This window comes from Pseudomonas sp. LM13, from assembly GCF_041381355.1.
Lineage (GTDB): Bacteria > Pseudomonadota > Gammaproteobacteria > Pseudomonadales > Pseudomonadaceae > Stutzerimonas > Stutzerimonas frequens.
The window spans coordinates 63,911-84,327 of the sequence record NZ_JACBXH010000013.1; the positions used below are offsets into that span (position 1 = coordinate 63,911).

Here is a 20,417-nt window from a genome sequence, read left to right on the forward strand (position 1 = left end):
ACAGCAGACCTGAACTCCGGCGCGCCAGTCGCGCCCATCCGATCGATCCGCCAGGGCGCGCCCGCAGCGCCCTACCCCGGAGTGCGCCATGAATTTCTCGCAATTCTTTATCAAACGGCCGATTTTCGCCGCCGTGCTGTCGTTGGTGATCCTCATCGGCGGCGCCATCTCGCTGTTCCAGTTGCCGATCAGCGAATACCCTGAAGTCGTTCCACCCACCGTGGTGGTGCGGGCCAACTTCCCCGGCGCCAACCCCAAGGTGATCGGCGAGACCGTTGCCTCGCCGCTGGAACAGGCCATCACCGGCGTCGAGGGCATGCTCTACATGTCGTCCCAGGGGACCGCCGACGGCAAGCTGACGCTGACCATCACCTTCGCCCTCGGCACCGACCTGGACAACGCCCAGGTGCAGGTGCAGAACCGGGTGACGCGCACCATGCCGACCCTGCCGACCGAAGTGCAGCGCCTGGGCGTGACCGTGGACAAGGCGTCCCCCGACCTGACCATGGTGGTGCACCTGACCTCGCCGGATAACCGCTACGACATGCTCTACCTGTCCAACTACGCCGCACTCAACGTCAAGGACGAGCTGGCGCGACTGGACGGTGTGGGCGACGTGCAGCTGTTCGGCCTGGGCAACTATTCCCTGCGGGTCTGGCTCGACCCGAACAAGGTCGCCCAGCGCAACCTCACCGCCACCGACGTGGTCAACGCCATCCGCGAGCAGAACCGTCAGGTCGCCGCCGGTGCTCTGGGCGCACCGCCGGCGCCGGGCGCCACCGACTTCCAGCTGTCGATCAACACCCAGGGGCGCCTGGTGGACGAGGAGGAGTTCGAGAACATCATCGTGCGTGCCGGCGAGGACGGCGAGATCACCCGCCTGAAGGACATCGCCCGCATCGAACTGGGTTCCAGCCAGTACGCCCTGCGCTCGTTGCTGAACAACCAGCCGGCGGTGGCCATCCCGATCTTCCAGCGGCCGGGCTCCAATGCCATCGCCATCTCGGACCTGGTGCGCGAGCGCATGGCCGAGCTCAAGCAGAGCTTCCCCCAGGGCGTGGATTACGAGATCGTCTACGACCCGACCATCTTCGTGCGTGGCTCCATCGAGGCGGTGGTGCACACCCTGCTCGAGGCCATCGTGCTGGTGGTGCTGGTGGTGATCCTGTTCCTGCAGACCTGGCGCGCCTCGATCATTCCGCTGGCCGCCGTGCCGGTGTCGCTGATCGGCACCTTCGCGGTGATGCACCTGCTCGGTTTCTCGCTCAACGCGCTGTCGCTGTTCGGCCTGGTGCTGGCCATCGGCATCGTGGTGGATGACGCCATCGTCGTGGTGGAGAACGTCGAGCGCAACATCGGCCTCGGCAAGTCGCCGGTAGAGGCGACCCGTCAGGCCATGAAGGAAGTCACCGGGCCGATCATCGCCACCGCCCTGGTGCTCTGCGCGGTGTTCATCCCGACTGCGTTCATTTCCGGCCTTACCGGGCAGTTCTATCAGCAGTTCGCACTGACCATCGCGATTTCGACGGTGATCTCGGCGTTCAATTCGCTGACCCTGTCGCCGGCGCTGGCTGCGACCCTGCTCAAGGCCCACGATGCGCCGAAGGACGGCTTCTCACGGCTGCTCGACCGGCTGCTCGGCGGCTGGCTGTTCCGCCCGTTCAACCGCGTGTTCGACCGCGCCAGTCATGGCTACGTCGGCGTGGTGCGGCGCATCCTGCGCGGCAGCGCCGTGGCACTGCTGGTTTACGTCGGCCTGGTGGGCCTGGGTTATCTGGGCTTTGCCAGTACCCCGACCGGCTTCGTTCCGCAGCAGGACAAGCAGTATCTGGTCGCCTTCGCCCAGCTGCCGGACGCCGCCACCCTGGACCGTACCGAGGATGTGATCAAGCGCATGTCGGAAATCGCCGGCAAGCATCCGGGCGTGGAGAACACCGTGGCCTTCCCGGGGCTGTCGATCAACGGTTTCACCAACAGCCCGAACAGCGGCATCGTCTTCACCCCGCTCAAGCCCTTCGATGAGCGCAAGGACCCATCGCTCTCGGCCAACGCCATCGCGGCGGATCTGAACGGCCAGTTCGCGCAGATCCAGGATGCCTTCATTGCCATCTTCCCGCCGCCACCCGTACAGGGCCTGGGCACCATCGGCGGCTTCCGCGTGCAGGTGCAGGATCGCGGCAACCTCGGCTATGAAGAGCTGTACAAGCAGGTGCAGAACGTCATCGCCAAGAGCGCCGATTATCCGGAGCTGGCCGGCCTGTTCACCAGCTATCAGGTCAACGTGCCGCAGGTGGACGCCGATATCGACCGCGAGAAGGCCAAGACCCACGGCGTGGCCATCGATGACATCTTCGACACCATGCAGGTCTACCTCGGCTCGCTGTATGCCAACGACTTCAACCGCTTCGGCCGCACCTATCAGGTCAACGTCCAGGCCGACCAGAAGTTCCGCCTCGCGCCAGAGCAGATCGGCCAGCTGAAGGTGCGCAACAACCGCGGCGAGATGGTCCCGCTGTCGACCTTCGTCAGCGTCACGGACAGCGCCGGCCCGGACCGGGTGATGCACTACAACGGCTTCCTCACCGCGGAGATCAACGGCGCCGCTGCACCGGGCTACAGCTCAGGGCAAGCCGAGGCCGCCATGGAGCGCCTGCTTCAGGCCGAGCTGCCCAACGGCATGACCTACGAATGGACCGAGCTGACCTACCAGCAGATCCTCGCCGGCAACACCGCAGTGTTCGTCTTCCCGCTCTGCGTGCTTCTGGCCTTCCTGGTGCTGGCCGCGCAGTACGAGAGCTGGAGCCTGCCGCTGGCGGTGATCCTGATCGTGCCGATGACGCTGCTCTCGGCCATCACCGGGGTGATCCTGGCCGGCAGCGACAACAACGTCTTCACCCAGATCGGCCTGATCGTGCTGGTGGGCCTGGCGTGCAAGAACGCGATCCTGATCGTCGAGTTCGCCAAGGACAAGCAGGAAGAAGGCATGGACCGGCTGGCCGCCACTCTGGAGGCCTGCCGCCTGCGCCTGCGGCCGATCCTGATGACCAGCTTCGCCTTCATCATGGGCGTGGTACCGCTGGTGCTTTCCAGCGGGGCCGGCGCCGAGATGCGCCATGCCATGGGGGTCGCGGTGTTCAGCGGCATGCTCGGGGTGACCTTCTTCGGGCTGCTGCTGACCCCGGTGTTCTATCTGGTGATTCGCGCCTTCGTCGAGAAGCGTGAAGCGCGCAAGGCGGTATTCAAGGAGGCCCGCGCATGAAGTTCTTCACCCTTTCCTTGCTCGCCCTGACCATCGCCGGTTGCGCGGTCGGTCCGGACTACCGCGCGCCTCAACCGGGGCCGGCGCGGCTGCTTCAGGCCGAGCATGGCGGCCACGACCGTTCGCGCTTCGAGGCGGCCTGGTGGCGGCAGTTCGAGGACCCGACGCTGGACGCCCTGGTCGGCGAAGCGCTGGATGAAAACCGCGAACTGCGTATCGCCTATGCCCGTCTGCGTGCGGCCCGAGCGATTCGCGACGACATCAGCAATGATCGTTTGCCGACCGTCACCGCTGGCGCCAGCGCTGATATCGGCAAGGCCCAGCAACCGGGGTTCAGCGATGAACGGGTGAACGCCGAACGCTACGACCTGGGGCTGGACATGGCCTGGGAGCTGGACCTGTTTGGCCGCATCCAGCGCCGGCTAGAGGCCAGCGAGGCGCAGGCCGAGGCGGCCGAGGCCGACCTGCAGCAGTTGCAGGTCAGCCTGATCGCCGAGCTGGTCGATGCCTACGGCCAGCTGCGCGGCGCCCAGCTACGCGAGCGCATCGCCCGCGCCAACCTGGACAACCAGCGCCGCTCGCGCGAGCTGACGGTACAGCTGCGCGACGGCGGCCTGGGCAGCGACCTCGACGTGCTGCGCGCCGATGCGCGCCTGGCCGCGACCGAGGCGACGCTGCCGCAGTTGCAGGCCCAGCAGGCGCGTGCGCGCAATCGCATCGCCACGCTGCTTGGCCAGCGCGCCGATCAGCTCAGCGTCGACCTCTCGCCCCGCGAGCTGCCGGCAATCGCCAAGTCGCTACCGATTGGCGATCCCGGTGAGCTGCTGCGCCGGCGTCCGGACATCCGTGCGGCCGAACGTCAGCTGGCGACGGCGACCGCCAATGTCGGCGTAGCCACAGCCGATCTGTTCCCGCGAGTGAGCCTGTCCGGATTTCTCGGTTTCATCGCCGGGCGCGGCTCGCAGATCGGCTCCAGCGCCGCACAGGCCTGGGGCGTGGCGCCGAGCATCAGCTGGGCGGCGTTCGACCTGGGCAGCGTGCGCGCCCGTCTGCGCGGTGCCGAGGCGGATGCCGACGCTGCTCTAGCGGGTTACGAACAGCAAGTGTTGTTGGCGCTGGAGGAATCTGAAAACGCCTTCAGCGACTACGCCAACGCCCAGCAGCGCCTGCTCTCCTTGATTCGCCAATCAACGGCCAGCCGCGCCGCCGCACAGCAGGCGGAAATCCGCTATCGCGAAGGCACGGCTGACTTTCTCGTGCTGCTCGATGCCGAACGCGAGCGACTGCAGGCCGAGGATGCCCAGGCCCAGGCCGAGGTGGAGGTCTACCGCTCGGTTGTGTCGTTGTACAAGGCGCTCGGGGGAGGCTGGGACCTCGGTGGTCAGTCGGCTCGCCTAGCGGTTTCCGCGGCCGGTCAGGCGAAAATGTGACACGGTGCCGCTCCCGTCTGGTTGGTTGGGGAAAGCGCTTTCAGTCGTCATCTATCTTTGGCATAACGGGCGGCTGAAAGCCTAGAGGTGTCCTGTGGCTCAGCCGCACGGATGCACTGCCAACCAACCAGAATAAAGAGTCTTTCATGAAGCCGATCATTACCCTTGCCGGGCTTGTGCTGGCGGCCGCCAGCGCACTGGCCCAGGCAGAGCCCGTCGTCATCAAGTTTTCCCATGTTGTGGCTGAGGACACCCCCAAGGGCAAGGGTGCGTTGATGTTCAAGCGACTCGCCGAGGAGCGCCTGCCCGGGCAGGTACGTGTCGAGGTCTACCCGAACTCGATGCTGTTCGGTGATGCCACGGAGCTGGAGGCATTGCGCAACAACGAAGTGCAGCTGCTGGCGCCGTCACTGGCGAAGTTCGAGCAGTACACCAAGCAGCTGCAGGTATTCGACCTGCCCTTCCTGTTCGACGATATCGACGCGGTAAACCGCTTCCAGAAGCGCACCAAGGGCAAGCAGCTGCTGCGCTCCATGGAAGACCAGAACATCACCGGCCTGGCCTACTGGCACAACGGCATGAAGCAGCTCTCGGCGACCCGCATGCTGCGCCTGCCGAGCGATGCCTCGGGGCTGAGCTTCCGCATCCAACCCTCTGCCGTGCTCGAGGCGCAGTTCGGTGCTGTCGGCGCCTCAACCCAGAAGATCGCCTTCGCCGATGTCTACGATGCCCTGCGTACCGGCACCGTACAGGGCGCGGAGAACCCGTGGTCGAACATCTACAGCAAGAAGATGCATACCGTGCAGCCCTACATCATCGAGAGCGACCACGGTGTGCTCGACTATATGGTGGTCAGCAACACCCGCTTCTGGATGGGCATGCCGCACAAGATTCGTTTCGAGCTGGAAGCCATCCTCGACGAGGTGAGCTACATGGTGAACCGCGAGGCCGAGGAGCTGAATCAGGCCGACCGCGAACGCATTCGCCAGGCGGGAACGACCGAAATCGTCAGCCTGACCCCGGAAGAGCGCGAGCGCTGGCGCGAAGCGATGCGTCCGGTTTGGCAGCAGTTCGAACCCGTGATCGGCGCCGACATCATCAAGGCAGCCCAGACCGTCAATCGAAAGCAGCGCAAATGACCGCCGCGCGCGACGCCGCTTAGAACGCAAAAGCCCCGCCGAACATGCGGGGCTTTTTGTTTCTGGTAGCGGCCTCGCGACTGGAATCAGGGCGCGTCCGGCGAAGTCGCAGCCGTCGGTGACTGATCCAGCTGCGCGCTGTCCCAGCCACCGCCCAGCGCGGCGATCAGCAGGACGCTGGCGGTCAGGCGATCGCCCAGCAGGGTCAGGTTGGTGCGCTCGTTGTTCAGCGCGGTGGTCTGTACTGTGGCGACGCTGAGGAAATCGACGGTGCCGGCCCGGTACTGGTCCTCGATCAGCCGCAGCGATTCCTGAGCGGCCTCCAAGGCCTCACGCTGAACCACTGCCTCCTCTTCCAGCACGCGCAGCTGCACCAGGTAATCCTCGACCTCGCGGAAGCTGTCGAGCACGGTCTGTCGGTAGTTGGCGACCGTCTGGTCGTAACTGGCTTCGGCGCGCTCCAGTTCGGCGCGCCGGCTGCCGAAGTCCAGCAGTGTCAGCGCGAGTTGCGGGCCGAGCGACCAGAACCGGTTGGGCACACTGAACAGGTCGCTGAAGCTGCTGTTGCGGTAGCCACCGCTGGCGGAGAGCGTCAGGTCGGGATACCAGGCCGCTTCGGCGACGCCGATGTTGGCGTTGGCCGCGATGACCTGGCGCTCGGCGGCGGCAATATCGGGACGCCTCTCCAGCAACTGTGACGGCACGGCCAGCGGCACGCCCGGCAGCGCCGGGATGTCCTCGCGCACCGCGATGTCCAGCTCCGAGGGTGCAACGCCGATGAGCACGGCAATCGCGTGCTCCATCTGCGCCCGCTGCCAGCGCAGGTCGATAGCCTGGGCCTGGGTACTCTTGAGTTGTGTCTGCGCCTGGGTGACGTCGGATTTCGGCACGATACCGGCCCGATACTGGTTCTCGGTCAGGCGCAGCGAGCGTGCGTAGGCCGCGACGGTCTGATCGAGCAGGCGCTGATGTTCGTCGATCACCCGCAGTTGCAGGTAGGTCTGCACCAACTCGGCCTGCAGGCTCAGCCGCACCGCGGCCAGGTCTGCGGCGCTGGCCTGCATGCTGGCGCGGTTCGCTTCCAGATTGCGCCGCAGCCGGCCCCAGATGTCCGCTTCCCAGGACGCACTCAGGCCTGCTTCGTAGCTTTCGCTGACGCCACTGCCGAACGAGCCGCCGCTGGTGTCCGAGCTACCGCTGCCCTGCGCCGAACGGGTCAAGCCGGCGCTGCCGGAAAGGATCGGGAACAGCTGCGAGCGTGCACCACGCACCAGTGCCCGGGCCTGACGGAACTGCGCCTCGGCCGCTGCCAGGTTCTGATTGTCGACATTCAGCCGGCCGACCAGGGCGTCCAGCTCGGCATCGCCATAAAGCCGCCACCACTCGCCACGCGCCAGCACATCGGCCGGCGCCGCGGCTTTCCAGCCTTCAGCCTGCTTGAACTCGGCGGCTACCGGCAGTTCCGGCCGTTGATAGTCCGGCCCCAGGGTACAGGCACTCAACGACAGAGCCAGAACGGCAGCGGCGATGGGTTGCAGGGGCATCTTCAGCGACAACGGGCTCATAGCGAATTTTCCAGGGCGGCATCGGTGCGTACACCGCGCCAGCTGTTGAAACGATGACGCAGACGGTCCAGGTACAGATAGACCACCGGCGTGGTGTAGAGGGTCAGGATCTGGCTCAGCAGCAGGCCACCGATGATGGTCAGGCCCAGCGGCTGGCGCATTTCGGCGCCCTCCGCGCCGCCGAGCAGCAAGGGCAGCGCGCCAAGGATCGCCGCCATGGTGGTCATCAGAATCGGGCGAAAGCGCAACAGGCAGGCTTGGTGAATCGACTCGGCGGGCGACAGCTTGTCCTGGCGCTCGAACTGCAGCGCCAGGTCGATCATCAGGATCGCGTTTTTCTTCACCACGCCGATCAGCAGGAACAGCCCGAGCAACGAAATCAGGCTGAACTGGTTGCCGGTGAGGATGATCGCCAGCAGCGCGCCGACTCCGGCCGATGGCAGCGTCGAGAGAATGGTCAGCGGGTGAATGTAACTCTCATAGAGAATGCCCAGCACGATGTAGACCAGCAGCAAGGCGCCGAGGATCATCAGCGGCTGGCCCTGTTGAGTGCTCTCGAAGGCGCTGCCGGTGCCGCCGAGACGGCCCTGTACCTCGCTCGGCAGGCCGATTGCCGCCACCGCCCGCTCGATCGCCAGCGTTGCCTGGTCGAGGCTGACGCCCGGGGCGAGGTCGAAGTCGATGTTCTCCGCAGCGAACTGTCCATCATGGCTGACCCGGTCTTCCTCCAGGCTGCGCTCGTAGCGTGCGAAGGCCGCCAGCGGAACACGGCGACCGTCCCCGGTGATGACGTGAATCTGTTCGAGTACCTCAGGGTAATCGGCGTAGCCTGGGTCGATTTCCATTACCACGCGGTACTGGTTGAGCGCCTCGTAAATAGTGGAAATCTGTCGCTGACTGAAGGCGTTGTTGAGCAGCGTGGTCACCGTGCTCATGTCGATGCCCAGACGCTTGGCGGCATCCCTGTCGACCTCGAGGGTGATCTGTTGCGCTCCTTCGCCATCATTGGCGTCGATGCTGGTCAGCTCGGGCAGCGCCGAAAGCGCCTGGGTGACCCGTGGCACCCAGGTGCGCAGGTCGCCGAGATCACTCGCCAGCAGCGTGTAGGAATAGGCCGAGCTGCTCTGCCGGCCGCCGCCGAACTGCAGATCCTGGTCGGCCATGAGGAACATGCGCCCGCCGGGTACTGTGGGCTGGTTCTTGCGGATGCGCTCGATCACCTTCTGCGCCGAAATCTTGCGCTCGCTCAGCGGCTTGAGGCGCACGATCATGAAGGCATTGTTGATGCCACCCTGGCCGCCGATGAAGCCGGCCACGCTCTCCACTGCCGGATCGGCCAATACCGCCTTGCGGAAAATCTCCATCTTCGGCTGCATGACCTGGAACGACAGGCCGTCGTCGCCGCGGATGAAGCCGGTCAGCTGACCGGTGTCCTGCTGTGGAAGGAAGGTCTTGGGCACCTGCACGTAGAGCACCACGTTCAGCGCAATGGTCGCCAGCAGGCTCAACAGGGTGATGCGCCGATGACGCAGCGCCCAGCTCAGCGAGCGATCGTAGTAGCGCAGCAGCCACTGGTGCGCCGCGTGGCTCCAGCGCTGCAGGCGCCCTTCCGTCGCCGCTTCGTGGGGTTTGAGCCAACGCGCGCAGAGCATCGGCGTCAGCGTCAGCGAGACCAGCAGGGAAACCAGGATCGCTGCCGCCAGGGTGATGGAGAACTCGCGAAACAGCCGCTCGACGATGCCGCCCATGTAGAGGATCGAGACGAACACCACCACCAGCGACAGGTTCATCGACAGCAACGTGAATCCGACTTCGCGGGTACCGACATAGGCGGCCTTCAACGGAGGCATGCCTTCATCGATATGCCGGGCGATGTTCTCCAGCACCACGATGGCGTCATCCACTACCAGGCCGGCGGCCAGGATCAGTGCCATCAGCGAAAGGATGTTCAGCGAGAAGCCGAACAGGTACATCACCGCGAAGGTGCCGACCAGCGACACCGGCACCGCCAGCGCCGGAATCAGCGCGGTGCGCAGGCGACCGAGAAACAGGAACACCAGCACGATGACCAGGCCCACCGCGATCAGCAGCGTGCGCTCGGCCTCGTGCAGCGTGGCGCGGATCACCGGCGAGCGGTCCATGGCGATATCCAGGTCGACGCTGCCCGGCATGATGGCCTGCAGCGCCGGCAACTCACGGCGAATGCCTTCGATGGTTTCGATGATGTTGGCACCGGCCTGGCGGTTGACGATCAGCAGCACCGCCTGCTCATTGTTGAAGAAACCGCTGTTGTAGCGGTCCTCGACCGAGTCCCGAACCCGTGCCACGTCACCCAGGCGCAGCGCGGCGCCGTCCTGGTAGCGGATGATCAGCGGCGTGTAGTCGGCGGCCTGGTGGAGCTGGTCGTTGGCGCGCACCTGCCAGTGCCGGTCGGCGTCCTCGACCATGCCCTTGGGCCGGCGCACGTTAGCATTGGCGATGGTCTGGCGCACCTCGTCCAGCGAAACGCCGTACTGTTCCAGCTGTTGCGGCTGCAATTCGACGCGCACCGCCGGCAGCGAGCTGCCACCGACCTGGATCTCGCCAACGCCGGACACCTGCGACAGCTTCTGCGCCAGGATGGTGGAGCCGATGTCGTACAGCTCGGCCTTGTCCAGCACGTCCGAGGTCAGCGAGAGCACCATGATCGGCGCCTGGGACGGATTGATCTTGCGGTACGTGGGCATGCTGCGCATACCGCTGGGCAACAGGTTGCGTGCGGCGTTGATGGCCGCCTGCACGTCGCGGGCGGCGCCATTGATCTCGCGGTCCAGGTCGAACTGGATGATGATCCGCGTCGAGCCCTGGCTGCTGCGACTGGTCATCTGGCTAACACCGGCGATGCTGCCCAGCGAGCGCTCCAGTGGCGTAGCCACACTGGAGGCCATGATCTCCGGGCTGGCGCCAGGCAGGCTGGCCTGCACGGTGATCACCGGGAAATCCATGTTCGGCAGCGGCGATACCGGCAGCAGGCCGAAGCTGACCCCGCCGAGCAGCAGGATCGCCAGGCTCATCAGCATGGTCGCTACCGGGCGGGCGATGAACGGGGCGGAAAGGTTCATGCCTGCCCCCGCGCGATTGCAGTCCTGCTCACGCTTGCGCCCCCGCCAGCGGCTCGCGACGACGCCCGAAGCGCTGGCCGAGGCGGTCGAAGAACAGGTAGATCACCGGCGTGGTGAACAGCGTCAGCAGCTGGCTGAGCAGCAGACCGCCAACCAGCACCAGGCCGAGCGGCTGGCGTAACTCGGCACCGGAGCCGGACGCCAGCATCAACGGAATCGCACCGAACAGCGCCGCCAGCGTGGTCATCAGGATCGGCCGGAAGCGCAGCAGCGCCGCACGGTAGATCGCATCCTGCGGACTCATGCCCTGCTGCCGTTCGGCCTCAAGGGCGAAGTCGATCATCATGATCGCGTTCTTCTTGACGATGCCGATCAGGAGGATGATGCCGATGATCGCGATAAGCCCGAGATCGTTGCCGGTCAGCAGCAAGGCGAGCAAGGCGCCCACCGCCGCCGAGGGCAGCGTGGAGAGGATGGTGATCGGGTGGATGTAGCTCTCGTAGAGCACGCCGAGCACGATGTACATGGTCACCACCGCGGCAAGGATCAGCAGCAGCGTGCTCGACAGCGAGGCGCGGAAGGCCTCCGCGGCACCCTGGAAACGCGTCTGGATTCCTGCCGGCAGGCCGATCTCCTGCTCCACCGCCTCGATCACCTCCACTGCCTTGCCGAGCGACACGCCATTGGCCAGGTTGAACGAGAGGGTCACCGCCGGAAACTGACCGATATGGTTGATCAGCAGCGGTGCGTTGCGCTGTTCCAGGGTTGCCAGGCTCGACAGCCGCACCGGCGTGCCGCCTTCGCTCTGCACGAACAGCTGCTCCAGCGCCTGCGGTCCGAGGCGGTTGCCCGCCTCCGCCTCCAGCACCACGCGGTACTGGCTGGCCTGGGTGAAGATGGTGGAGATCTGTCGCTGGCCGAAGGCGTCGTACAGCGCATCGGTGATGTCCGCGACCTGGATGCCGAGGCGCGCCGCCGCGTCGCGGTCGATGTCCAGGTAGATCTGCAGACCATTGCTCTGCAGGTCGCTGGCCACGTCGGTCAGCTCCGGCCGCTCGCGCAGCGCCTCGACCAGGCGCGGCGTCCACTCCTGCAGCAACTCGCTGTCCGGCGTTTCCAGGCTGAACTGGAACTGCGTGCGGCTGACCCGGTCCTCGATGGACAGGTCCTGCACCGGCTGCAGATACAGCTCGATACCCGGCACCTTTGCCAGCTCCGGCCGCAGGCGATCGATCACCTGGCTGGCGGTCAGGTCGCGCCCGCCGTGGGGCTTGAGGTTGATCAGCAAACGGCCGCTGTTGAGCGTGACGTTACTGCCGTCAACGCCGATATAGGACGACAGACTGTCCACCGCCGGATCGGCAAGAATCACGCGCGCCAATGCCTGTTGACGCTCGCTCATGGCGCGGAAGGAGATCGACTGCGGTGCCTCGCTGATGCCCTGGATTACGCCGGTGTCCTGCACCGGGAAGAAGCCCTTGGGCACGGCAAGGTAGAGCACAACCGTCAGCCCCAGTGTGACGATTGCCACCACCAGGGTCAGCGTCTGGTGGCGCAGCACCCAGGTCAGCCAGCGCGAATAGCCACCGATCAGCCGCTCCACCCAATCGGGTTTCTCTTCTGCCGCGTGGGGTTTGAGCAGCTTGGCGCACATCATCGGGGTCAGCGTCAGCGAGACCACCAGGGAGATGAGGATGGCCACCGCCAGGGTGATGGCGAACTCGCGGAACAGCCGGCCCACCACGTCCTGCATGAACAGCAGTGGGATCAGCACGGCGATCAGCGAGAGGGTCAGGGAGATCAGGGTGAAACCGATCTGCTTCGCGCCCTTGAGCGCCGCATTGAGCGGGGTCTCGCCCTCCTCCAGGTGCCGCGCGATGTTCTCCAGCATGACGATGGCATCGTCCACCACGAAGCCGGTGGCGATGGTCAGCGCCATTAGCGTCAGGTTGTTCAGCGAGAAGCCGCACAGGTACATCACGGCGAAGGTGCCGACCAGCGACAGTGGCACCGCGATCGACGGGATCACCGTGGCCGACAGCTTCTTGAGAAAGACGAAGGTCACCATCACCACCAGGAAGGTGGCGAGCATCAGCTCATGCTGTACATCGGTGACCGCGGCGCGGATGGTCTGGGTACGGTCGGTAAGCACGATCACGTCGAGCCCGGCCGGCATGCTGGCGGTCACCTCCGGCAGCAACGCCTGGATGCGCTCGACCACCTCGATCACATTGGCGCCCGGCTGGCGCTGGATGTTCAGCAGCACGGCCTGGCTTTCGTTGGCCCAGGCCGCGAGACGTTCGTTCTCGGCGCCATCGACGATCTCGGCTACGTCCTTCAGGCGCAGCGCGGCGCCGTCCTGATAGGTCAGGATCAGCTCGGCGTACTCCTCCGGCGTCTCCAGCTGGTCGTTGGCGTCGAGCATCGACACCCGCGTCGGTCCATCGAAGTTGCCCTTGGGCTGGTTGACGTTGGAGTTGGCGATCAGCGAACGCACGTCGGCCAGCGACAGGCCATAGGCGGCCAGTGCTTCTGGATTGGTACGGATACGCACCGCCGGTCGCTGCCCGCCGGCGATACTGACCATGCCGACGCCGTTGATCTGCGCCAGCTTCTGCGCCATGCGGGTATCGACCAGATCGTGCAGCTGCGGTAGCGGCAACGCATCGGACTTTACCGCCAGCGTCAGCACTGGCGTATCTGCCGGGTTGACCTTGTTGTAGACCGGCGGCGCCGGGAGGTCGTTGGGCAGCAGGTTGTTCGCCGCGTTGATTGCCGCCTGCACTTCCTGCTCCGCGATATCCAGCGCCACTTCCAGCGAGAAGCGCAGGGTGATGACCGAAGCACCGCCCGAGCTGGTCGAGGACATCTGCGCGAGCCCCGGCATCTGGCCGAACTGGCGCTCCAGCGGAGCGGTTACCGCGCTGGTCATCACCTCCGGGCTGGCGCCCGGGTAGAGTGTCATCACGCGGATAGTCGGGTAATCGACCTGCGGCAGCGCAGCCACCGGCAGCAGCTTGTAGGCGATCAACCCGGCCAGCAGGATCGCGACCATGCTCAGTGTGGTCGCCACCGGCCGCAGGATGAACAGGCGGGAGATATTCATCGCGCCTCGCGCTCCGCGGCCTCGTCACCACCTAGGACCGGCTTCTCGGCCGCCTCCTCGGCCATTCGCTGCCCGCTCACGACCTCGACCTCAGCACCGTCACGCAGGCGGTCGGTGCCTTCCATCACCACGCGCTCGCCGACTTCGAGGCCCTTGAGCACCACGGTGGTTTCGCCATTGGTAGGGCCGGCCTCTAACGATCGCAGTTCCACCTTGCTGTCGTCGCCGACGACGTAGGCGAAGGTACCGCGCGAGCCGAACTGCAGCGCCGCGGAGGGAATGAGTACAGCATCGGCCAGGGTCTCCACCCGCAGGCGGACGTTGACGAACTGGTTGGGGATCAGCAGCTCCGCTTCATTGTCGAAACGCGCCTTCAGGCGCAGCGTGCCGGTGGTCGCATCGATCTGGTTGTCGATACTTTCCAGCACGCCCTCGCCGAACAGCACGCGTTCGCCACGATCCCAGGCCTGCACCGCCAGCTCGTCGCCCTGCCGATAGCGGGTCAGCACCGGCAGCAGGTCACCCTCGGGCAGGGTGAAGCTGATCGACATGGGCTGGGTCTGCGTGATGACCGCCAACGGCGTGGTGTCATTGGCCGACACCAGGTTACCTGCGTCGAGTTGGCGAAGACCGACTCGACCGTCGATGGGTGAGCGGATCTGGGTGAACTCCAGGTTCAGGCGCGCCTCGTTGACCGCAGCCTGATTCGCCGCCAGCGTGCCCTGATACTGACTGACCAGCGCCTCTTGGGTATCCAGTGTCTGCTTGGCAATGCTGTCTTCGGCGTACAGGCCGCGATAGCGCTCGAGATCCACCTGGGCATTCTTCAGCTGCGCACGGTTCTGCTGCAGCGTGCCTTCGGCCTGTTGTAGCGCGACCTTGTAAGGCCTCGGATCAATCACGGCCAGCAGGTCGCCTTTCTTGACGCGCTGCCCCTCCTCGAAGCGCAGTTCCACCAGCTCGCCGCCGACCCGGCTGCGCAGATTGACCGTGTTCAACGGCGTCACGCTGCCCAAGGCTTTCTGGAATACCTCGAACTCGCCCTGCTCTACCGTCGCGACACGCACCGGAACCGGGCCGCCGAACGCGCCGAATCCCGGTCGACCACCCGGGCGCTGCGGGGCCTCCTTGGCAGCGGGCCATAGCCACCAGATCAGCGCCGCAATGGCGATGACGGCGATGATTAGAACCACCCAGCGAAGGCTGGATCGCGTGGATGCGGGATGCGTCTCGGACATGAACGGAGTTCGCTTGAAAAGGAGCGTGAACCATAAGCAGTCGCGAACCGCTCGCAAAGTGCCTTTACGGCATTTTTACGTATCGGCATGTACACGATGGCCGGTTCAGAGCCATGGGCCTGGAACCATGGAGCAGGTCTTAAGTCTATCTAGCGTTCCTCTCGCGGCCCGTGCGCGAGTGGAGCGCTGTGAGCAAGCCCCGCGCTTTGCAGCACGTCGAAATCGGACATTGTCGTGTCGTTCAACGAGCCATCGCCTCCTCGATGGCCGGCATAGGATCAAGGAATGAATGCATCGCTGGTCATTCTGGCGCTCACCGTCGCCAGCTTTCTTCTCGGTTTTCTTCGCGATCTGTTCATCGCCCGCTCGTTCGGCCTCAGCTGGGAAGCGGATCTCATCTTCGTCGCGCTGATCCTGCCGCTGTTCTTCGAGAACTTCCTCGGCCTGGCATTGCGCGACACCATGATCCCCTACCTGCAGAAGCTGCGCAGCCAGTCGGAATCGCTGTTCGAGGCGGTCGCGCGCTGGCTGTACTGGCGTGTGATGCTGCTCGGTGCTGCCGCCTGCGCACTGATCGTGCTCTCCAGCTACTGGGTACTCAACGCGCTGACGCCCGGTTGGACCGCCGAGCAGGTAGCCAGCGGCCAGCTGGTGTTCTGTGTCGGCGCCCTGCTGATCGCCGTGCAAGCGGCGCTTTACTGCCAGGGCGCACTGCTGAACATGGACAACGTGTTCATCATGCCGATGACGCGCACGCTGCTACTCAATGCCGGGGCGATCGTCGGCATTCTGTTGTTCGAGCCCAGTGGCATGGTGATCTTCCTCGGCATGCTGCTGCCGCAGGTTGCGCTGATCATCGTCCAGCACCGGCGCATCCGCTACATGCGTGGCGAAGCGTTGCCGCTGGAGAAGGGACACGGCAGTCAGTTCGGATTGGCGTTCGCGCCAGTGCTGCTGGCTGCCGGGGCGCAGCAGGCATGCATACTCGCCGAACGCATGTTCGCCTCGTTTCTCGAGGAAGGCAGCATCACCATGCTTTCCTTCGCCTTCCGCATCGTCACCATTCCGCTGACGCTGTACGCCATGTCGGTGCTATCGGTCTTGTTTCCGCAGTTTTCCTCAAGCTGGAACGACCAGGACCATAGCGGTCACGCCGCAGTGATCCGCAAGGGGTTGCTGGCGACGCTGTTGTTCCTCGTTCCTGCCGCAGTGGTGCTGTGCTCCTTCCCCGAGGCGGTAGTCTCGGTGTTGCTCGAACGTGGGCAGTTCGGCGCGGCCCAGACGCAGGCAACGGCTTCGCTGATGGTGATCTACGCGCTCGGCCTACCGGCGATGGGACTTGCCCTGCTGTGGGGACGGGCGTTGCTTGCGCAGCACCAGGCGCGTCTGTTCCTGGTCATTACGCTGATCAGCTCGGTCATGACCATAGCGCTGGATGCTGCACTCTATCGCCACTACGGCGCCGCCGGGCTGGCACTGGCCTTCACCAGCGGGGCCATGTTGCAGGCCCTGTTCATGGGGCTGTTCGTCTACCGCACCTCGCCCCGAGGCGCCGGCGTGGCCGTACTGGCGCGCTGGCTGGCGACCGCAGTAGCGCTCGCCGGGGCAGTGCATTTTCTGCCGCAGCCACAGGGCTTCGTCGAACTGTGCCTTTACATCGGGCTGGTGCTGGTGGGTTTCGCCGCAGGGGTCACCCTGCTGGGTGAGCGTGATCTGTTCCGTCCGCGCTATTGGTCGATGCGCAAGGCCTGACAGACGCTCGCCGTCGTCGCGAGCTGAAGTTCCAACGGCAGAAACGACAAGGCCGCTGCGTGGTGCAGCGGCCTTGTCGTCAGGATGTTCATGCTCACCCCCCCAGGGCGAGCATTCCCATGGTGCTGACGCAGGGCGTCGTCCAGCCGTCCGATGTGGCATCGGATTTCTGCGGACGCGGTCGGCGCTGCTCCATGACGATGTCCAGCGCACGACTGGGCAGGATATCGATATCGTCGAAGGTGATGATCTGCCCCGGCTCGACCGCACGTTTGAGCGCCGTCTTGCGTAGCAGGCCGATGGGTACGTGATCCGGATGCTCGGCGAGCTTGATCGCCTCGCCACGGAACTGGAAGCCACCGATTCCACGATCGATCAGCTCACCGGGCTTCATGGCGCGCTTGGCAATCGCCGCCACGCCCAAGGTCGGCTCGGTCGAGTTGTTGAGCAGCACACCGCCGCCGTCCAGTACGCGGCGCAGGGTCTTGCCCACCTCCAGCGAACACAGATGGAACGGCCTGACCAGCGTATAGAACGGCCCGCGTCCCAGCTTGAAATACTCGATGGCTCGCGCCTGATCCTCGTCGTGCCGCCCGACCAGGAACACGCCACCGGCTGGGTAACCTGAGGGGATCACATAGTCGACGATCGGCTGTCCAGCGCGCTCGGCCATCATTCCCAGCAAGCTGGCGCTGTCGTCCAGATTGGTCGAGGCCAGCCCTTCCATACCCTGACGGGTAATGGTCGCGCCAAGGCCGTTGCCGAGGATCACCTGTTCGATCTGCACCTTGGTGCCGTCGGTAAAGGAGGTCGTCTGGTCAACACTGATGCCTTGTCGATTGGCCCAGTAAGCCATGTCTTCGGGCGAGGGGTCGTGGTTCAGGTATCCCTTCATGTTGCCGTAGACCATCGGCTGAAAGCCCATCTGCAGCGCATCTTCGCGCAATGCGGCGAGCGAGCCGGGCTGATCGCCCTCGGCTTCGGTGAGAAAGCCCTTCCCCGCCAGGTAGGAACCCGTGGTGACCTGCAGCTCGGCGTTGACGGTCACCACCTGCAGCCCAGCCTCGAAGGCCCGTTCGATGACCGAAGTACCGTGGAAGACATCACCACTGCATTCGACGATCAGATCGGAATGATCGATCAGCTCGTCCAGCGAGTTGGTCAATGCCTCGGGCAGCGGGAAGTCAGTCAGCGAGGAAAGCGGGCGGCGCGTCAGGACGCGGGAAATCTGCATGTCCTGATAGTGCCGTTTGATCAACCGAACGATGCCATGGGCAATCATTCCGGTTCCGGATATACCGATTCTTTTGACATCTGAGGTAGGCATAACTGAATCCATTCAATGGGCATCAGCTCTATGACAGCAGCCGCGCGAAAAGATTTTTAAGAAAAGCTGCCTAATTGCCATCTTTGTGGGCTTGCGCTCACCCTGAAATCCTCGGGTAAGCGACACCACGGAAAGTAGTTCGACCCCGCTGTTTCCGCTAATTGACCTCGACAGGCGGTTTCACCTGTGCCGATGGGTTTCTGTCGCCAAAAAAAAACGGCGAGCCCCTAAGGACTCGCCGTCGATTAGCCATTTGAGCTTCAGGCAAGTGAAGCGATAGCTGCCTCGTAGTTCGGTTCGCTGCCGATTTCGCTGACCAGTTCGCTGTGCAGCACGCGATCCTGCTCATCCAGCACGACTACCGCGCGTGCGGCAACGCCGGCCAGCGGGCCGCTGGCGATGGCCACACCGTAGTCCTTGAGGAACTCGGCGCCCCGCATGGTTGATAGGTTGATTACATTCTCCAGCCCCTCGGTGCCACAGAAGCGTTTCTGCGCAAACGGCAGGTCGGCGGAGATGCACAGCACGACGGTATTCTCGAGCGCATTGGCCTGAGCATTGAACTTGCGCACCGACGTGGCGCAGGTCGGCGTATCGACACTTGGGAAGATGTTGAGGATCTTGCGCTTGCCGGCAAAGGCTGCCAGCTCGACGTCGGCGAGGTCGGCGCCTACCAGGCGAAACGGCTTAGCCTGCTGGCCGGCCTGCGGAAACTCGCCAGCTACCTGGACGGGGGTGCCTTTCAGGGTGACTTCTGTCATTGCTTCGCTCCTCGATGGGTGACACGAAAAGGCCGCGGGGCCATCAGCCCCACGGCCTGAAAGAGGGCCCGAGTGTAGCCTCGGACCGCCGATCGGTGAACCGCCATCTAGGGCGATTACCGGCCCAGAGTGTGTAAAAACGCCCCCAGTAAACCCTTGCTATGATTTCCAAGAGTCTCATCGCAAGGGATGCCCATGAAACGGTTTATCCAGGGTGAACACCGAGGTCAAAGCACCTTACTTCCCGAAAGCCTCGACGACTACGTCAGCGATACCAATCCGGTTCGGGTGGTTGACGTTTTCGTCGATGAACTCGACTTGGCCAAGCTAGGTTTTGATGGCGTCATTCCAGCCGAAACCGGCAGACCTGCTTACCATCCCGCTGTCCTGCTAAAGATCTATATCTACGGCTACCTGAACCGCATCCAATCGAGTCGCCGTCTTGAGCGAGAAGCTCAGCGCAACGTTGAACTGATGTGGCTGACCGGGCGCTTGACGCCCGATTTCAAGACCATCGCCAACTTCCGAAAAGACAACAGCAAGGCCATTCGCGGCGTCTGCCGCCAGTTCGTTTTGCTCTGCCAGCAGTTGGGGTTGTTTGACGAAAACCTGGTTGCCATCGACGGCAGCAAATTCAAGGCAGTGAACAACCGTGACCGCAATTTCACCAGCGCCAAACTGAAGCGGCGCATGGAAGAAATCGAGGCGAGCATCAGCCGTTATTTGGTTGCGCTCGATGCGGCTGATCGACAGATTCCTAGCGCCTCCGCGCCAGACATTGCCAGCTTGGAAGATAAAATCGCCAACCTCAAATCGCAGATGAAAGAGCTTGAGGGGATCGAAACTCAGCTCAACGATTCCCCTGACAAACAGGTTTCGCTGACCGACCCGGATGCCCGTTCGATGATGACGCGCGGCAGCGGTATCGTCGGCTACAACGTGCAGACGGCTGTCGATACGCAGCACCATTTAATAGTTGCTCACGAGGTCACCAACAGCGGTTCCGACCGTGACCAACTCAGTTCAATGGCGAAGCAGGCTCGTGAAGCTGTCGGCGCAGAAACGCTGTCCGTGGTGGCTGACCGAGGCTACTTCAAGGGTGAAGAAATCCTTGCCTGTCACGACGCAAACATCACGGCCTACGTGCCTAAGCCAATGACTTCAAGCGCCAAGGCTGATGGCCGATTCAACAAAGATGCCTTCGTGTATGACTCGACGAAAAACGAATACACCTGCCCGGCGGGAGAGGCACTGATCTGGCGATTCTCCAGCGTTGAGAAAGGCATGAATATGCACTGCTACTGGAGTTCAAAGTGCCAGAGTTGCACGCTGAAAACCCAGTGCACGCCAAGCACAAATCGTCGAGTAAGGCGCTGGGAACATGAAGCTGTGCTGGAGGAAATGCAACGCCGGCTGAACCAAGCACCGGAGATGATGCGGGTTCGAAAGCGGACTGTTGAGCATCCATTCGGGACGCTCAAACAATGGATGGGGGCAACGCACTTCCTGACTCGAAAACTGAACGGGGTGAGCGCAGAAATGAGCTTGAATGTGCTCGCCTATAACTTGAAGCGGGTGATGAAAATCATCGGCACCGAAGGCTTGTTGAAGGCGATGGCGGCGTAAAAGCCCGGCTTTTACTGCCCCAAAGAGGTGCGAAAGCGCTTCATACGCGCTCTGAAGCGTTACCGGCGCTGATCCTGGTAAATAATCGGGAAATGGCCACGCCCAGGAGCAAT

The 20,417-nt window shown here is 63.9% G+C and carries 11 protein-coding genes; 5 read left to right on the forward strand and 6 right to left on the reverse strand.

What is annotated here, in order from left to right:
* Window positions 1-88: 88 nt before the first annotated feature.
* From HZR81_RS10825 to HZR81_RS10835, 3 genes are all read left to right on the forward strand, one after another.
* Window positions 89-3,259 (forward strand): efflux RND transporter permease subunit, encoded by a 3,171-nt coding sequence (locus HZR81_RS10825; protein WP_500128083.1) that lies wholly within the window; start codon window positions 89-91, stop codon window positions 3,257-3,259.
* Complete coding sequence (locus HZR81_RS10830) at window positions 3,256-4,689, forward strand: efflux transporter outer membrane subunit (RefSeq protein WP_500128084.1); 1,434 nt, start codon at window positions 3,256-3,258, stop codon at window positions 4,687-4,689. Before HZR81_RS10825 ends, HZR81_RS10830 begins: the two co-directional genes overlap by 4 nt.
* 146 nt (window positions 4,690-4,835) lie before the next feature.
* A complete protein-coding gene (locus HZR81_RS10835; RefSeq protein ID WP_458993133.1) occupies window positions 4,836-5,828 on the forward strand; it encodes a TRAP transporter substrate-binding protein in 993 nt (330 codons plus the stop codon).
* Window positions 5,829-5,914: 86 nt separating this feature from the next.
* On the opposite strand, the gene HZR81_RS10840 is transcribed toward HZR81_RS10835, so the two are convergent.
* From HZR81_RS10840 to HZR81_RS10855, 4 genes are read right to left on the reverse strand one after another with little or no spacing between them, the layout of a single operon-like run.
* Window positions 5,915-7,393 carry an efflux transporter outer membrane subunit gene (locus HZR81_RS10840; protein WP_500128085.1) on the reverse strand — a complete coding sequence of 493 codons (1,479 nt, stop codon included), beginning with the start codon at window positions 7,391-7,393 and terminating at the stop codon, window positions 5,915-5,917.
* Window positions 7,390-10,494, reverse strand: a complete 3,105-nt coding sequence (locus HZR81_RS10845) for an efflux RND transporter permease subunit (protein WP_500128086.1) — start codon at window positions 10,492-10,494, stop codon at window positions 7,390-7,392. The genes HZR81_RS10840 and HZR81_RS10845 overlap by 4 nt, the downstream gene beginning before the upstream one ends.
* A 28-nt stretch (window positions 10,495-10,522) precedes the next feature.
* The gene (locus tag HZR81_RS10850) at window positions 10,523-13,600 is read right to left on the reverse strand and encodes an MdtB/MuxB family multidrug efflux RND transporter permease subunit (RefSeq protein ID WP_500128087.1); all 3,078 of its coding nucleotides are present in this window, start codon (window positions 13,598-13,600) and stop codon (window positions 10,523-10,525) included.
* A complete protein-coding gene (locus tag HZR81_RS10855) occupies window positions 13,597-14,838 on the reverse strand; it encodes an MdtA/MuxA family multidrug efflux RND transporter periplasmic adaptor subunit (RefSeq protein WP_500128088.1) in 1,242 nt (413 codons plus the stop codon). Before HZR81_RS10855 ends, HZR81_RS10850 begins: the two co-directional genes overlap by 4 nt.
* Before the next feature lie 285 nt (window positions 14,839-15,123).
* On the opposite strand from HZR81_RS10855, the gene murJ reads away from it, so the two are divergent.
* Window positions 15,124-16,590: a murein biosynthesis integral membrane protein MurJ gene (murJ, locus tag HZR81_RS10860; protein ID WP_500128089.1), complete on the forward strand. Its 1,467-nt coding sequence runs from the start codon at window positions 15,124-15,126 to the stop codon at window positions 16,588-16,590.
* Between the two features lie 94 nt (window positions 16,591-16,684).
* On the opposite strand, the gene HZR81_RS10865 is transcribed toward murJ, so the two are convergent.
* Both HZR81_RS10865 and tpx read right to left on the reverse strand, forming a co-directional pair.
* Window positions 16,685-17,872, reverse strand: coding sequence for an NAD(P)-dependent oxidoreductase (locus HZR81_RS10865; RefSeq protein ID WP_063542215.1), 1,188 nt, complete (start codon window positions 17,870-17,872; stop codon window positions 16,685-16,687).
* Window positions 17,873-18,177: 305 nt separating this feature from the next.
* Window positions 18,178-18,678 (reverse strand): thiol peroxidase, encoded by a 501-nt coding sequence (gene tpx / locus HZR81_RS10870; protein WP_267934427.1) that lies wholly within the window; start codon window positions 18,676-18,678, stop codon window positions 18,178-18,180.
* Between the two features lie 195 nt (window positions 18,679-18,873).
* Here tpx and HZR81_RS10875 point away from each other — a divergent pair, with 195 nt between their 5' ends.
* Entirely contained in the window at window positions 18,874-20,304 is a 1,431-nt protein-coding gene (locus HZR81_RS10875; protein WP_500128090.1) for an IS1182 family transposase, read from the forward strand.
* The last annotated feature ends 113 nt before the right edge of the window (window positions 20,305-20,417 follow it).

Coding starts and splice junctions, on each gene's coding strand:
- HZR81_RS10825 (WP_500128083.1), top strand. CDS start 89: ATGAATTTCTCGCAATTCTTTATCAAACGGCCGATTTTCGCCGCCGTG.
- HZR81_RS10830 (WP_500128084.1), top strand. CDS start 3,256: ATGAAGTTCTTCACCCTTTCCTTGCTCGCCCTGACCATCGCCGGTTGC.
- HZR81_RS10835 (WP_458993133.1), top strand. CDS start 4,836: ATGAAGCCGATCATTACCCTTGCCGGGCTTGTGCTGGCGGCCGCCAGC.
- HZR81_RS10840 (WP_500128085.1), bottom strand. CDS start 7,393: ATGAGCCCGTTGTCGCTGAAGATGCCCCTGCAACCCATCGCCGCTGCC.
- HZR81_RS10845 (WP_500128086.1), bottom strand. CDS start 10,494: ATGAACCTTTCCGCCCCGTTCATCGCCCGCCCGGTAGCGACCATGCTG.
- HZR81_RS10850 (WP_500128087.1), bottom strand. CDS start 13,600: ATGAATATCTCCCGCCTGTTCATCCTGCGGCCGGTGGCGACCACACTG.
- HZR81_RS10855 (WP_500128088.1), bottom strand. CDS start 14,838: ATGTCCGAGACGCATCCCGCATCCACGCGATCCAGCCTTCGCTGGGTG.
- murJ (WP_500128089.1), top strand. CDS start 15,124: ATGAATGCATCGCTGGTCATTCTGGCGCTCACCGTCGCCAGCTTTCTT.
- HZR81_RS10865 (WP_063542215.1), bottom strand. CDS start 17,872: ATGATTGCCCATGGCATCGTTCGGTTGATCAAACGGCACTATCAGGAC.
- tpx (WP_267934427.1), bottom strand. CDS start 18,678: ATGACAGAAGTCACCCTGAAAGGCACCCCCGTCCAGGTAGCTGGCGAG.
- HZR81_RS10875 (WP_500128090.1), top strand. CDS start 18,874: ATGAAACGGTTTATCCAGGGTGAACACCGAGGTCAAAGCACCTTACTT.